Below are 13,199 nucleotides of genomic sequence, written 5' to 3'. Positions count from 1 at the left end.
GCAGATGTCCCCTCAGGAAACACCTTCCGGCCAGGCGGGCTTCGACCAAGCGCGCGAGGCCAACCTCGAGTTCAAAGCCACGGTGGCCGAGGTGCAGAAGCAGATCCTCGACGGAGAATGGGCCGTCGCCGAGTACGGTGACACCCCGCAGCGCTGCGATCAGGGGTACGAATTCTTCCTGCGCCGGAATCTTCCGGATGGCTTCTCCTTCGACGGTCAGGGGCCGCAGCGGATGGACGAACTCCGGACCTGGCTGAGCGACAACGGGTGGCAGCTCGCACCGACGCCCACGTACGGCGAGGGCATTGACAACATCGTGATCATGGCCGGCAAGCCGGAGGCGAAGGTGTCTCGTCTGGATGTGGACATGATCCCCGGCGTCGCCGCCGAAGGCACGGTCGATGTGCTGGAACTCCGTGCGACCTCGACATGCGAACCCGGCGACGCCGCAGCGCTCCTCGAAGAGTTGCGCGGCCCCCTCACCGCGGTGCCGAGCGACGATGGCATCCCGGATCTGGAGAGCCCGGATGCCACTCCCCTGTTCGAGCGCTTCGCGGAGGGGTGAGCGGGGTCAGGATGCCGATCGCGCTGCGCGCTTCTGCTCCTGGAACACCCGGATCGCTTCGTAGCGTTCGGCTGAGCGGGCCTGGCGTTTGGCGGCCTCGACCTCGCGCGTCTTCGGGGGTGCGGTGGTGACGAGGTCGTCGAGCAGGCGGCGAGTGGCGGCCGCGATCTCGTCGACGGCACGGTCGAAGACCTCCTGATTCGCTCGTGACGGCTTAGTGGTCCCCGTGATCTTCCGAACGAACTGCAGCGCGGCATCGTGGCACTCGTCGTCCGTGGCCGGCGGCTCGAAGTTGTGGAGGGGCACGATATTGCGACACATGCCAGCAGGCTAGGCCGATGCCCTGCCGTGCGGAAGCCCAAGCTCCCGGCATCCGCACAGGCGTCGTGTCGCCGTCGTGTCGGCGGTGTCCGGAAAGATGGATGCCATGACCTCCCCCTACGCGTCGCGTCCGTGGTTGAGCTCGTACGCCGAGGGCGTGCCGCATGACATCGACGAGCCGTCGCAGACACTGCCCGAGATGATCGCGGACGCGGTCCACCGCTACGGCAAGGGCGTCGCGCTCGAGTTCTTCGGCGCGCAGACGACCTACCGCGAGCTCGGCGATCAGATCTCGCGCGCGGCGGAGGGGCTCCGACGCCTGGGTGTGAAAGCGGGCGACCGCGTCGCCCTCGTGCTGCCGAACTGTCCGCAGCACGTGATCGCGTTCTACGCGGCGCTGCGCCTGGGTGCGATCGTCATCGAGCACAACCCCATCTACACCGCGCGCGAACTGCGCCACCAGTTCGAGGACCACGGGGCACGGTTCGCGATCGTGTGGGACAAGGTCGCCGACGTCGTCGCCGACTTCCCGTCCGACCTCGCGCTCGAGCACATCATCAGCGTCGACATCACGCGCGCGATGCCGTTCGGCACGCGCCTTGCGCTGAAACTCCCGGTGAAGAAGGCGCGTGAGTCGCGGGCGCAGCTCACGGCCGCCCCCACGTCGAAGCGTCCCGTCCCGTGGCAGACGCTGCTCACGCGCGGCCGGCTCTCGCGCAAGCACGAGGGTCCGCTGCTCGACGACGTCGCGCTGCTGCAGTACACCAGCGGCACGACCGGCAGCCCCAAGGGAGCGGTCCTCACCCACGCCAACCTGCGCGCGAACGCGATGCAGGGGAGGGCCTGGGTTCCGGGCCTGCACGACGGGGAGGAGACGTTCTACGGCGTCCTCCCCCTCTTCCACGCGTACGGACTCACCCTGTGCCTGACGTTCGCGATGAGCATCGGCGCGAAGCTCGTGCTGTTCCCCAAGTACGACCTCGACCTGGTGGCATCCGCGGTGAAGAAGAGCCCGCCCACGTTCCTCCCGGCCGTTCCCCCGATCTACGACCAGCTGGCGCGCGCCGCGAGCCGCGGGACCCTCGACCTCTCCACGGTGCGGTTCGCGATCTCCGGCGCCATGAGCCTCCCGGTCGCGACGGTCGACCGCTGGGAGGCGGCGACCGGTGGTCTGCTCGTCGAGGGATACGGCATGACGGAGTCGTCGCCGGTCGCCCTCGGCAACCCGATCGGGCCGTCGCGGCGTCCCGGCACCGTGGGCGTCCCGTTCCCCAGCACCGACATCCGCGTCGTCGACCCCGACGACCCCGAGAAGGACCTCCCGCTCGGCGAATCCGGCGAACTGCTGCTGCGCGGACCGCAGGTCTTCGAGGGCTACTGGAACCGCCCGTCCGACACGGCGGCCACGCTGCTCGACGGCGGATGGCTGCGCACCGGTGACATCGCCGCGGTCTCGGCCGATGGCTTCGTCACGATCGTCGACCGGCTCAAGGAGATCATCATCACCGGTGGCTTCAACGTGTCGCCGAGCGAGGTCGAGGACGTCCTGGTCTCGCACCCGGATATCGAGGGGGCGGCTGTCGTCGCGCTCCCGAAGCCGCGCGGCGGCGAAGATGTCGCGGCCGCCATCGTGGTGCGCGATGGCGTGGAGATCGAGCCCGAGGCCGTCCGCGACTACTGCAAGTCCCGGCTCGCGTCGTACAAGGTGCCCCGCCGTGTGGTCGTCGTCGACGACCTGCCGCGCTCGCTCATCGGCAAGGTCCTTCGCCGCGAGGTGCGCGAACGACTCATGGGGTCGTGAGTCACCCGTAGAAGAGCTTCTCGAACACCCGGCGCGCGCGTCGCGTGGCACCGAGATAGTCCTCCTCGACCCGCGTGGCCGAATGCGGCGGGTACTCGAGGATCCGACCGATGCCGTCGAGTCGTGCCCGGTCGGCGGGGAGGACGTCGCTCGTCTGTCCCGACAGCAGGGTGTTGGCCGACCGGAGACGGCTCGCCAGATGCCAGGATGCCGCGAGCTTCGTCGCCGCGTCCGGGGCGACGAGCCCGGCCTCGACGGCGGCCTGCAGCGAGCCGAGCGTCGAGGTGGTGCGCATCGCCGGGATCGCGCGCGCGTGTTGCAGCTGCAGGATCTGCACGAGCCATTCCACGTCGCTGATCGAACCCGGGCCGAGCTTGAGGTGCCGGGCAGGGTCGGCGCCCTGCGGAAGCCGTTCGTTCTCGACGCGGGCCTTGATCCGGCGGATCTCGCGCAGCCCGTTCGGATCGGCCGTGACCGGGTAGCGGACGTCGTCGGCGAGAGCGATGAAATCGGCGATGAGCTTGACGCTGCCCGCGACGCCGCGGGCGCGGAGCAGCGCCTGCGCCTCCCACGACAGCGACCACCGGCGGTAGTACTCGGCGTAGGCGTCGAGCGAACGCGCGAGCGGGCCGCTGCGCCCTTCGGGACGCAGCTCCGCGTCGAGGTCGAGGGGCAGTCGGTGGTCTTCGGACTGTTCCCGAAGGCCCGCGACCAGCTTCAGCGCGAGAGTGCTCGCGCGCTGCGGATCGATGCCGTTCGCGCGATAGACGTACATGACATCGGCATCCGATCCGAATCCGATCTCGCGGCCGCCGAAGCGTCCCATCGCGATGACCGAGAAGTCGAGGGCGTCGTCCTCGGGCGGCACGACCTCGCGGCGCACCGCCCGAAGCGTCGCCTGGATCGTCACCTCGGTGATCGTCGTGAGCGCATCGGAGAGCTCTTCGAGGGAGACGACCTCCAGCACGGCGGCCATCGCGACACGCAGCATCTCGCGGCGACGGAGTGCCCGGACCGAGCGCATCGCGCCGTCGATATCGTCCCACCGGGTCTGGATGGCCCGCGCCTCCTCCTGGAGCGCCGCGCCTGAACGGGGACGCAGCAGCGCGTCGTCGTCGAGCCAGGCGACGGATTCGGGGATCCACTCCATCAGCTCACCGATGTACCGCGATCCCGACAGCACCCGGGTGAGGCTCTCGGCGGCACCCGCGGAGTCGCGCAGCATCCGCAGGAACCACGGGGTGTTGCCGAGTCGCTCGCTGATGCGGCGGAAGACCAGCAGCCCGTAGTCCGGGTCGACCCCGTCGGCGAACCACCGGATCATGATCGGCATGAGGTGGCGCTGAATCGTCGCCTTGCGGCTCAGTCCGCTGGTGAGGGCGGCGATGTGGCGCAGCGCACCCGCCGGGTCGCGGAAACCGATCGCGGCGAGACGGTCGCGGGCCTGCTCGGTCGAAAGTGTGCGCTCCCCCTCGGGCAGAGCCGCGACAGCCGACAGCAGCGGCCGGTAGAAGAGACGGACATGGATGTCGCGCACCTCGCGCTTGATGTTCTCCCAGGCGGCCTGCACGCCCGCCGCGGAGTCGGCGAGTCCCGTCGCCCGCGCGAGGACTCGGAGGTCGTCCTCTTTCTCGGGCAGCAGCGCGGTGCGGCGAAGGCCACGCAGCTGCAGCCGGTGCTCGAGCAGCCGGAGCAACCGGTAGTCGCGGCCGAACGCCTCGGCCTCGCTGCGGCCGATGTAGCCCTCGGCGACGAGTGCGTCGAGCGCCTCGAGAGTTCCCCGCTGCCGGATGCGCTCGTCGGTGAGGCCGTGCACGAGCTGCAGCAGCTGCACGGTGAACTCGACGTCGCGGATGCCGCCCGGACCCAGCTTGACCTGACGGTTCACCTCGGCCGCGGGGATGTGCTCGGTGACGCGCTCACGCATGCGCTGCACGCCCTCGACGAAGTTCTCGCGGGCGGCGCTGAGCCACACGAGGGGCTGCACGGCGGCGATGTACTCGGCGCCGAGCGCCGCGTCGCCGGCGATCGCCCGGGCCTTCAAGAGTGCCTGGAACTCCCAGCTCTTGGCCCAGCGGTCGTAGTACTGCTGGTGCGCGCCCAGGCTCCGCACGAGCGCGCCCTGCTTGCCCTCGGGTCGGAGGTTCGGGTCGACCTCCCACAGCGGCGGCTCGATCTCGGGGCCTGAGATCCCCCGCATGGTCTGTACCGCGAGCCGTGTGCCGATGTCGATCGCCCGGGCCTCGGACACGACGTCCTCGTCCGCACTGCCCCCGACGAAGATGACATCCACGTCGCTGACATAGTTCAGCTCGCGCGCACCGGTTTTACCCATGGCGATGATCGCGAAGCGGGTCGCGGCGACCTCATCCCGCGGGAACGCACCGGGACCGGTTCCGGACACGCGCGACCGCGCGACGCTCAACGACGCCTCGAGCGCGGCGCCGGCCAGGTCGGCCAGAGCGGCGGACACGATGTCGATCGCGGCCGCCGGATCGTCCTGGCCGAGGTCGTACGCGGCGATCCGGGCGAGCAGACGCCGATAGCGCACGCGCAGGTCGACCCAGGCGGCATCCGTCGCGTCGGCGGCGAAGCCGTCGTCGTCACCGATGGATGCCAGCAACTCGAGGCGCATGGATTGCTCGTCGGGCACGGTCAGACCCGCGCCGGCGAGGTGGACGATCTCGTCGGGATGCCGGAGGTAGAACTCCGCGAAGCCGTCCGAGGCGCCGACGATGTCCCACAGGGCACGCCAGGTGCCGGCGTCGGCGGAGGCCGCCCGGATGGCAGAAGGATCGCGTCGCGCGATTTGCACGAGCGCCGACAGCGCACGGTCGGGGTCGGCCACGCGCTGCGCGAGCGCCATGGCGTCCCCTCGTCCGGCGCCCGTCAGCTCTTCGAGCTCGCCGAGGCAGGCATCGGCCTCCGCGAGGCGCGAGAAGCCGATGCGTGCCAGGGCGGTGAGCGCCGTCGACCGATCGCCCGAGATCACCACGGCGGGGTCAGAGCGCCTCGAGGTTGCTCTGCAGCTCGAACGGCGTGACCTGCGCGCGGTACTGCTGCCACTCGCGGCGCTTGTTCAGGAGCACGTACTTGAACACCTGCTCCCCCAGCGTCTCGGCGACCAGCTCGGACTCCTCGAGGTACTCGAGGGCGTGGTCGAGGCTCGCCGGCAGCGGGGCGTAGCCGAGCGCGCGACGCTCGGCGTCGGTGAGCGACCACACGTTGTCTTCCGCCTCGGGCGGCAGCTCGTAGCCTTCCTCGATCCCCTTGAGACCGGCGGCGAGCATGAGCGCGTACGACAGGTAGGGGTTGGCGGCGGAATCGAGCGCGCGGTACTCGACCCGCGTCGACTGGCCCTTGTTCGGCTTGTACAGCGGCACGCGCACGAGCGCGGAACGGTTGTTGTGGCCCCAGCAGATGAAGCTCGGTGCCTCATCGCCGCCCCAGAGCCGCTTGTACGAGTTGACGAACTGGTTCGTCACGGCCGAGATCTCGTTGGCGTGACGGAGGAGCCCGGCGATGAACTGACGGCCGACCTTGGAGAGCTGGTACTGGCCGCCCTCTTCGTAGAAGGCGTTCATGTCGCCCTCGAAGAGCGACATGTGCGTGTGCATGCCGCTGCCGGGCTGGCCGCTGAGGGGTTTCGGCATGAACGTCGCGTACACGCCCTGCTCGATCGCGACCTCCTTCACGACCGTGCGGAAGGTCATGATGTTGTCGGCCGTGGTCAGCGCATCGGCGTAGCGCAGGTCGATCTCGTTCTGACCCGGACCGCCCTCGTGGTGGCTGAACTCGACCGAGATGCCGAGGTCTTCGAGCATGCGCACGGAGCGTCGACGGAAGTCGTGCGCCGTGCCCCCGGGGACGTTGTCGAAGTAACCGGCGGAGTCGACGGGCTCGGGGCGTCCGTCCGGACCCAGCTGCGACGACTTGAGCAGGTAGAACTCGATCTCGGGGTGCGTGTAGAACGTAAACCCGGCGTCGGCGGCCTTGGCCAGCGTGCGCTTGAGGACGTGCCGCGGGTCGGCGACGGCGGGCTGGCCGTCGGGTGTGGTGATGTCGCAGAACATGCGGGCGGTCGGGTCGATCTCGCCGCGCCAGGGGAGGGTCTGGAACGTCGTGGGGTCGGGGTGCGCCAGCAGGTCGGACTCGTACGAGCGCGTCAGGCCCTCGATCGCCGAGCCGTCGAAGCCGAGACCCTCGCTGAAGGCGCCCTCGACCTCGGCCGGGGCGATCGCCACCGACTTCAGGGTTCCGACCACATCGGTGAACCACAGGCGTACGAACTTCACGCCGCGTTCCTCGATCGTCCGCAGGACGAAATCGCGCTGCTTGTCCATCGTTCTCCTCGTCTCGGTCCGGGTGACTCAGCGCTCGGACTCGGAGCCCGCGCCCCAGTCGGCCTCGCGCGCCTCGTCTTCGGCCCACTTCTGCGCGCGCTCCTTGAGGAGCTGCGGTGCTCGCGCTGCCTCTTCCGCCGTGTCGAAGGGGCCCGCGCGGTCGATCGCCGGCGACTCGTATCCCTGCTCGACCTTGCCGGTCTCGAGGTTGTACCAGTACTTGTGCTTCTCGTCGCTCACGATCGCTCCTTGCATGGGTCTCGCTCCGCAGCGGACGTCTGGCGGGCGCTCTCCCGATCCTACTGATGTGGACCCGTCGCCTGGATAGGCTGGGGGGCATGGCAACGAATGCGTCGCGTGCGGTCGGTGTGGACATCGGCGGTACCGGTATCAAGGCAGGAATCGTCGACCTGGATGCCGGTGAGCTCCTCAGCGACCGGGTCAAAGTGAACACTCCGAAGGGCGCCGAGCCCGCCGATGTCCTCGAGGCGGTCAAGGAGGTCCTCCAGACCCTCGAAGCGCCGGCGGATCTGCCCCTCGGCGTGGCCTTCCCGGCCATCGTGAAGGGTGGACGGACACTGTCGGCCGCGAACGTCTCGTCGTCGTGGATCGGTTTCGAGGCCGAGAAGTTCTTCGAGGACGGTCTGTCACGCGACATCCACTTCGCCAACGACGCCGACGTCGCCGGCATCGCCGAGGTGCGCTACGGCGCGGCCAAGGGCGTCGACGGCCTCGTGATCCTCACGACGCTCGGCACGGGCATCGGCTCGGCGATGATCTACGACGGTGTCCTCATCCCGAACAGCGAGCTGGGTCACCTTCAGCGCGCCGAACACAAGAAGGATGCCGAGGGCTACGCCGCCTACTCGGCCATGGAACGCGACGAGCTCTCGTGGGAGAAGTGGGCGAAGCGTCTGCAGTGGTACTACGACTACGTCGAGTTCCTCTTCAGCCCTGACCTGATCGTCGTCGGTGGCGGGGTGTCGAAGCACTCCGAGGAGTTCCTGCCGATGCTGAAGCTCCGGGCCCCGATCGTCCCGGCGAAACACCGCAACAACGCCGGCATCATCGGTGCGGCGTCGCTCGCCGTGGCCGTTCCCGAGGCGCTCCCCGCAGTGAAGTGACGCTCCCGCGCTTCCGCGCAAACGTGGCGTTCGTCATCCTCGGCCGTGGCCGGCTGCGGGCTCGCACTCCATGTGTGCCGTCACCCGGTGTCGACCTCAGGGGATGATTCGCGACATCCGTCGTTCGTAGACGACGAACGCGGGCGACGTCGTTGACGCGCTCTCCGGTGCGGCCGTAGAACTCCCTCATCGTGACGATGTCCCAGCCGTCGGCACGGAGGAGGCGCGCAATGATCTTCCCGCCGAGGCTTCGGTCGATGAAGAATCGCGGCTCCGTCATCGCTTCTCAGGCGGCGCGGCCCGCGTCGATCACGTGGCGGATTTCGCGCGGGTCCAGGTCGTAGTCATCAGCGACCTCGTCGAGCGGCTCTCCGGCGGCGACACGGTTCTCGACATCGATGATTCGAACCCCGGTCTCTACGAATGACGGGCGTCCGGAGTTGATCCGAGGGTCGACAAAAACTGTTCCCCCATACCGGATGGGTCGGAACGACTCGACGAGACCGTTCGCGAACGAGATCGTCTGAAGGTAGTCGTTGACGACCTCGCGGATGACGCCTTGCTTGTTGCGGACGACCGCCAGACCGGAACTGCTCATCCCGTCGTCGACGACGTAGTCGAAGAGAACCTCGGAACCGTCCGTCTTGAGGCGCTCGCTCAGAAGGGCTTCCGCGGTGCCATCTCGGTTCTGATCGCCTCGACGGCCGGGCGGATGCGTTGCATCGGCACTCCGGCCTTCTTGAAAGCGGCGATGACGTACGCCTCAGCGAGTCCGACAAAGGGAACAGACAGCTGACTGAAAGGCTGTGCGGCAACCGTGATCAGGCTCAGCGCGGTCTTCGGACCTTCGGTCGTTCGATAGGCATACCCGCGAGCCCAGTTGCGTACCGTGTTCGCAGGCTCACCGATGATCCGCGCCGCCTCCGCCTGGGAGTACAGCGGCACGGTGTATTCGTCAGTGAGCCCGAGCACGTTTCCACCATATTCCTGGGCACCCCCGTGCGCGCCGAGGCGCACTGGAATTCGCCCGGACCGCCGTCGCCCCCTCGTCCGTCGTCACTTAGCGGGAGAGGAATCTGATCAGCTCGTGCAGCACCTCGGCCCGCGTGGGCGGCGGGCTCTCCACCCAGATCTGGACGAGCGCGTCGATGACCGGGTCGTCGCCGGCCCTCTGCGCGGCGATGAGCTGGGCGGCAAGGGAACTGCCTCCGGTCTCGTTTTCGTTCTCGCCCGGATGGGCACGCGCGGCCAGTTCCGTCAGCGCGACGAGCACACCGACGTCTCGCTTGCTGTCGCTCCAGGAGTATTTCGTCGCCCACCGGTCGACGTCGTCGCGCGTTCCCCCATGCAGGATGACGGCCAGGTCGGCCAGTGCGACCTGAGCGCGGATGCTGATCGGACGCTCCGTCATGCCTCCCATGATCCCGCGTCCTGCGCCTTCTCGCGGTGGGTCGTTGAAGGGTGCGCCGTCGAACCCCTGTCCCCTAGTGTCGGCGTCATCCATACACGCGATAGAAAAGGGGGGAGATCGTGAACGGTGACTACAGCGGTGCCGCCGCAGGACTGGGATTCGGCGTCCTGCTCATCGGCATCATCGTCTACATCGGAATCCTGGCGCTCGCGATCTGGATCGGTTACCTCATCATGCGCACCGCCGTGAAGAACGGGATCCTGCGCGCCGACGAGGAGCGCGCCCGGCGCGGATACGGAGGGGGCGGCATGCTGCCGCCCGCGCCGCCGTCGGGCTACGGCCCTGGCCCGGGTGCCTGACCCGCGCTATGCCGCGTCGGCCCCGTCCTGCTCTCTCGAGCCGGGCAGGGGCGTCGTCGTCGTCGGGAGACAGGCACCCCGTTCGGCGCGCCTAGGATGACCGGCATGGGATCGCGACGCCTGGTGACCGGCATCCTGCCCCTCGTCGGAGGCGCGATCGGGGTGCTCGGCGGGGCGTGGGCGTTCGTCGAGGGCCTGCGCGCCGTGATCGGTCCCGCCGGCCGCATCTGGCTCCTGAGCTTCACCACCCTTTTCAGTGGTAGCGCTGACTGGGCTTCGGTCGGGGACGGATGGGTTGCGGCTCTGGCGTGGTTCGCGGCATCACTCCCGCTGTTCTGTGTGGGATGGGGCGCGATCATCGCCGGCATGAATGCCCTCATCCAACCGCCGGCGGCAGACGCGGTGGATGCGGACTCCTGACCGAGGCGCGAATGGGCCGGCCTGTACGCCGGGTTCTGTCCGGGGGCCGAAGCCCCGTGGACGGTCATCTCTCTCGGCGACACGTTGCCGTGCCGCTCCAGCGGCCTACCCGGGGACTCGGCGAGCCGCGTCGTCATCCCCTGTCTGGCCTTGCTCCGGACGAGGTTTACCTCGCGGGCCGTGTCACCACGACCCCGGTGGTCTCTTACACCACCCTTTCACCCTTACCCGCGCAGTAAGCGCGGGCGGTCTGCTCTCTGTGGCACTGTCTCGCGGATTGCTCCGGGTGGGCGTTACCCACCGTCCTGCCCTGTGGAGCCCGGACGTTCCTCGGCACGGGCGAACCCGTGACGCGACCGTCCAGCCGACCCATTCGCACCGTCGAGTCTACGCGGGCCCCTCAGCCCTTCTCGGCCGTCTCGCCGATCCGCAGGTCGAGGGGGAAGTCGATCGGGAACGTCCCGAACAGCAGACGGCCAGCGGATGCCGCGGACTCCCGCACCGCGTCGGCGACGGCGTCTGCGTGTTCGACCGGGGTGTGCACGACGATCTCGTCGTGCAGGAAGAACGCCAGGTGCGGAACCCGTGCGAACGCCGGACCCGACGCGGGCGCGGAGCGCGTGGCATCCACAGGGTCGAGGGCGGACAGGCGCGTGCGCAGGTCGGCCAGCCACGCGAGAGCCCACTCGGCGGCGGTGCCCTGCACGACGAAGTTGCGGGTGAAGCGGCCGCGGTCGCGGGCGGCGCGGCGGGCCCGGGTCTCGTCCACCCCGGATGCCTCGGCGTCGCTGGCCCGAGATTGCACGGCGCGCCACAGGTCGCCGGCGGGCGGTGACGTGCGGCCGAGCCAGGTCTGCACGCGGCCGCCCTCTTCGCCGACGCGCGCGGCATCGTCGACGAGCGCCATCGCGCGGGGGAACGTGCGCCGGAGCCGCGGGACCAGGCGCCCGCTCTCGCCGCTGGTCGCGCCGTACATGGCCCCGAGCATCGCCATCTTGGCGTCGGCGCGGGTCGCCACCGCTCCGGCATCCACGATTCCGGCGTAGAGATCGCGACCGGACGCCGCCTCGGCCAACGCCGTGTCGCGGGCCATCGCGGCGAGCACGCGCGGTTCGAGCTGCGCGACGTCGGCGGTGACGAGGGTCCAGCCTGGGTCGGCGCGGACGGCGGTGCGGAGCTGCCGTGGAATCTGCAGCGCTCCTCCGCCCGACGACGCCCAGCGCCCGGTGACGACTCCGGCGGGGACGTAGACCGGACGGAAGCGGGAGTCGTGAATCCACTCGGCCATCCACGCCCAGCCGTTCGCGGTGTAGAGCCGCATGAGTTTCTTGTAGGCGATGAGCGGCGCGACGGCGGGGTGGTCGTGCTCGGCGAGCTCCCACCGGTTCGTCGACTCGACGAGGAGCCCCGCGCGGTGCAGCGCGCGGAGCAGGCGCGGCTGGGAGTCGAGCGAGACGGACGGGTCGCCGAGCGCGTCGCGCACCGCGGCCGCGGCCTGTTCGATCCGCGTCGGCAGTCCCCCGGCGACGCGCGTGCCGAGCTGTTCCGCGAGAAGGGCCTCATGGGCGGGGACGCTCCACGGCAGACCGGCCGCGTGCAGTTCCGCGGCGATCAGCGCTCCGGCGGACTCGGCCGCGGCGAGCAGACGCAGCGCCCCGGGCGTGCGTGCGGAGGTGATCGCGGCGCGCTGGCGGCGGTACTCGGCGGCCGCGGCGTCGAAGTCGTCGGGTGGGCCGGTGCTCGCGGCGCCCAGGGAGAAGAGGGTGTCGGTGTCGTCGGACGCTGACGCTGTGGCATCCCATTCCGCATGAGCGCGCAGGCCGTGGTCGTCGACGACGGCCTCGGCATCGCGGAGGAACGCGTGCACGAGCCGCAGGTCCCACGCGCGGGCGACCCGGACCCCGGATGCCAGCAGCGCGCCGTACCAGGAGGGGGTGTCGCTCCACACCCACCGGACGTCTCCCCCGCCTTCGCGGTCGCGGATCGCGGCGGGCAGGTCGTCACGCGCGACCGTGACGGTGCGGACGACGGAGCCGTCGGCATCCAGGTCGCTCAGGGCGATGGTTCCAGATGCCGTGAGCCCGACGACGACCTCAGTCGAGGAGGACGCCAGGGCGGGTCACCGCGATTCTTCGGTGCGGACGAGGATCGCGCCGCACTCGGGGCAGAACACGACCTCGTCGGTCTGGGCGCGGCGGACCGTGGCCAGGTCACTCGGCGGGAGGACCATGCGGCACGCCTCGCAGGCGCCGGCGCGCAGCAGCCCGGCGCCGTTGCCGCGCGCGGCCAGGCGCTCGTACAGGCCGAGCAGATCGGCGGGGATGGCGCCGGCCACGGCGTCGCGATCACGACGGGCGGCGTCGAGCCGATCGGTGGCCTCGGCGACGACACGCTTGGCCTCGGCGCTGAGCTCGGCGCCCTGGGCATTGGTGTCGGCGATGAGGGCCTCTTGCTCGGCGACCGCGGCGTCGGCCGCTTCGAGCTGCTCCATGAGGGCAATCTCGGCATCTTCGAGGTCGCTCTTGCGGCGCGCGAGGGAGGCGAGTTCGGCCTCGAAGCCCTGTGCCTGCTTGCCGTTGGTCGACGCGGCGAGACGCTCGGAGTCGCGCTTCACCCGGGCGTCGACGACCGCGACGTCGGACTCGACACGGGCCAGCTCGGCCTTGAGGTCGTCGCGGACGTTCGCTCGATCACCCAGTTCTTGCGAGAGCGTCGACCGCTGCGCGATGAGCTCGCGCACCTTCGCGGCCTGCGGCGGGTTGCCCTTCACGTGCTCGTCGCGGTGGATGCGGGCGTCGAGGTCGGCGAGGTCGAGCAGTTTGCGCTGGTCGGCGGGGTCGGCGTTCACGGACTCC

At 69.8% G+C, this 13,199-nt stretch carries 14 protein-coding genes and 1 other RNA gene; 5 read left to right on the top strand and 10 right to left on the bottom strand.

All coding sequences use genetic code 11. The features are described 5' to 3' along the window. The first annotated feature begins 4 nt into the window (after positions 1-4). Positions 5-565, top strand: coding sequence for a hypothetical protein (locus D8Y23_RS01220; protein ID WP_128216357.1), 561 nt, complete (start codon positions 5-7; stop codon positions 563-565). A gap of 6 nt (positions 566-571) precedes the next feature. Here D8Y23_RS01220 and D8Y23_RS01215 read toward each other — a convergent pair whose 3' ends face one another. Beyond that, a complete protein-coding gene (locus tag D8Y23_RS01215) occupies positions 572-886 on the bottom strand; it encodes a DUF2277 domain-containing protein (RefSeq protein WP_128216356.1) in 315 nt (104 codons plus the stop codon). A 106-nt stretch (positions 887-992) separates the two neighbouring features. Between D8Y23_RS01215 and D8Y23_RS01210 the strand changes: the two genes are divergently transcribed. Next, the gene (locus tag D8Y23_RS01210) at positions 993-2,687 is read left to right on the top strand and encodes a long-chain-fatty-acid--CoA ligase (protein ID WP_128216355.1); all 1,695 of its coding nucleotides are present in this window, start codon (positions 993-995) and stop codon (positions 2,685-2,687) included. Position 2,688: 1 nt separating this feature from the next. Here D8Y23_RS01210 and D8Y23_RS01205 read toward each other — a convergent pair whose 3' ends face one another. The 3 genes from D8Y23_RS01205 to D8Y23_RS01195 are packed head-to-tail and all read right to left on the bottom strand — an operon-like array spanning position 2,689 to position 7,270. Further along, a complete protein-coding gene (locus tag D8Y23_RS01205; protein WP_128216354.1) occupies positions 2,689-5,679 on the bottom strand; it encodes a bifunctional [glutamine synthetase] adenylyltransferase/[glutamine synthetase]-adenylyl-L-tyrosine phosphorylase in 2,991 nt (996 codons plus the stop codon). Between the two features lie 10 nt (positions 5,680-5,689). Further along, on the bottom strand, positions 5,690-7,030 hold the full coding sequence (locus D8Y23_RS01200) for a glutamine synthetase family protein (protein WP_077051485.1): 1,341 nt from the start codon (positions 7,028-7,030) through the stop codon (positions 5,690-5,692). 27 nt (positions 7,031-7,057) lie between these two features. After that, a complete protein-coding gene (locus D8Y23_RS01195; protein ID WP_128216353.1) occupies positions 7,058-7,270 on the bottom strand; it encodes an SPOR domain-containing protein in 213 nt (70 codons plus the stop codon). Between the two features lie 98 nt (positions 7,271-7,368). Here D8Y23_RS01195 and ppgK point away from each other — a divergent pair, with 98 nt between their 5' ends. Further along, a complete protein-coding gene (gene ppgK / locus D8Y23_RS01190; RefSeq protein ID WP_128216352.1) occupies positions 7,369-8,154 on the top strand; it encodes a polyphosphate--glucose phosphotransferase in 786 nt (261 codons plus the stop codon). Positions 8,155-8,440: 286 nt separating this feature from the next. Here ppgK and D8Y23_RS01185 read toward each other — a convergent pair whose 3' ends face one another. The 3 genes from D8Y23_RS01185 to D8Y23_RS01175 form a co-directional block, all read right to left on the bottom strand. Continuing rightward, positions 8,441-8,752, bottom strand: a complete 312-nt coding sequence (locus D8Y23_RS01185; RefSeq protein WP_128216351.1) for a DUF433 domain-containing protein — start codon at positions 8,750-8,752, stop codon at positions 8,441-8,443. A gap of 59 nt (positions 8,753-8,811) precedes the next feature. Further along, positions 8,812-9,126, bottom strand: a complete 315-nt coding sequence (locus tag D8Y23_RS01180; RefSeq protein WP_128216350.1) for a hypothetical protein — start codon at positions 9,124-9,126, stop codon at positions 8,812-8,814. Between the two features lie 88 nt (positions 9,127-9,214). Continuing rightward, complete coding sequence (locus D8Y23_RS01175; protein WP_128216349.1) at positions 9,215-9,565, bottom strand: hypothetical protein; 351 nt, start codon at positions 9,563-9,565, stop codon at positions 9,215-9,217. A gap of 119 nt (positions 9,566-9,684) precedes the next feature. Between D8Y23_RS01175 and D8Y23_RS01170 the strand changes: the two genes are divergently transcribed. After that, complete coding sequence (locus tag D8Y23_RS01170) at positions 9,685-9,924, top strand: hypothetical protein (protein ID WP_128216348.1); 240 nt, start codon at positions 9,685-9,687, stop codon at positions 9,922-9,924. A 105-nt stretch (positions 9,925-10,029) separates the two neighbouring features. Then, positions 10,030-10,344 (top strand): hypothetical protein, encoded by a 315-nt coding sequence (locus D8Y23_RS01165; RefSeq protein WP_128216347.1) that lies wholly within the window; start codon positions 10,030-10,032, stop codon positions 10,342-10,344. An 8-nt stretch (positions 10,345-10,352) separates the two neighbouring features. On the opposite strand, the gene rnpB is transcribed toward D8Y23_RS01165, so the two are convergent. From rnpB to D8Y23_RS01150, 3 genes are all read right to left on the bottom strand, one after another. Continuing rightward, an RNA gene (rnpB, locus tag D8Y23_RS01160) (RNase P RNA component class A) lies at positions 10,353-10,716 on the bottom strand. A gap of 28 nt (positions 10,717-10,744) precedes the next feature. After that, the gene (locus tag D8Y23_RS01155) at positions 10,745-12,457 is read right to left on the bottom strand and encodes a bifunctional 3'-5' exonuclease/DNA polymerase (protein WP_128216346.1); all 1,713 of its coding nucleotides are present in this window, start codon (positions 12,455-12,457) and stop codon (positions 10,745-10,747) included. 6 nt (positions 12,458-12,463) lie between these two features. Then, on the bottom strand, positions 12,464-13,192 hold the full coding sequence (locus tag D8Y23_RS01150; protein WP_128216345.1) for a zinc ribbon domain-containing protein: 729 nt from the start codon (positions 13,190-13,192) through the stop codon (positions 12,464-12,466). Between the last annotated feature and the right edge of the window lie 7 nt (positions 13,193-13,199).

It is taken from the genome of Microbacterium enclense (assembly GCF_004022425.1).
In the GTDB taxonomy this organism is placed as follows: Bacteria; Actinomycetota; Actinomycetes; order Actinomycetales; family Microbacteriaceae; genus Microbacterium; species Microbacterium enclense_A.
This window is presented reverse-complemented; position numbering and strand designations above follow the sequence as displayed.

Bases quoted from the DNA above. Each gene is read 5' to 3' on its own strand.
- D8Y23_RS01220 (WP_128216357.1), top strand. From the start codon at position 5: ATGTCCCCTCAGGAAACACCTTCCGGCCAGGCGGGCTTCGACCAAGCG.
- D8Y23_RS01215 (WP_128216356.1), bottom strand. From the start codon at position 886: ATGTGTCGCAATATCGTGCCCCTCCACAACTTCGAGCCGCCGGCCACG.
- D8Y23_RS01210 (WP_128216355.1), top strand. From the start codon at position 993: ATGACCTCCCCCTACGCGTCGCGTCCGTGGTTGAGCTCGTACGCCGAG.
- D8Y23_RS01200 (WP_077051485.1), bottom strand. From the start codon at position 7,030: ATGGACAAGCAGCGCGATTTCGTCCTGCGGACGATCGAGGAACGCGGC.
- ppgK (WP_128216352.1), top strand. From the start codon at position 7,369: ATGGCAACGAATGCGTCGCGTGCGGTCGGTGTGGACATCGGCGGTACC.
- D8Y23_RS01185 (WP_128216351.1), bottom strand. From the start codon at position 8,752: ATGAGCAGTTCCGGTCTGGCGGTCGTCCGCAACAAGCAAGGCGTCATC.
- D8Y23_RS01175 (WP_128216349.1), bottom strand. From the start codon at position 9,565: ATGACGGAGCGTCCGATCAGCATCCGCGCTCAGGTCGCACTGGCCGAC.
- D8Y23_RS01165 (WP_128216347.1), top strand. From the start codon at position 10,030: ATGGGATCGCGACGCCTGGTGACCGGCATCCTGCCCCTCGTCGGAGGC.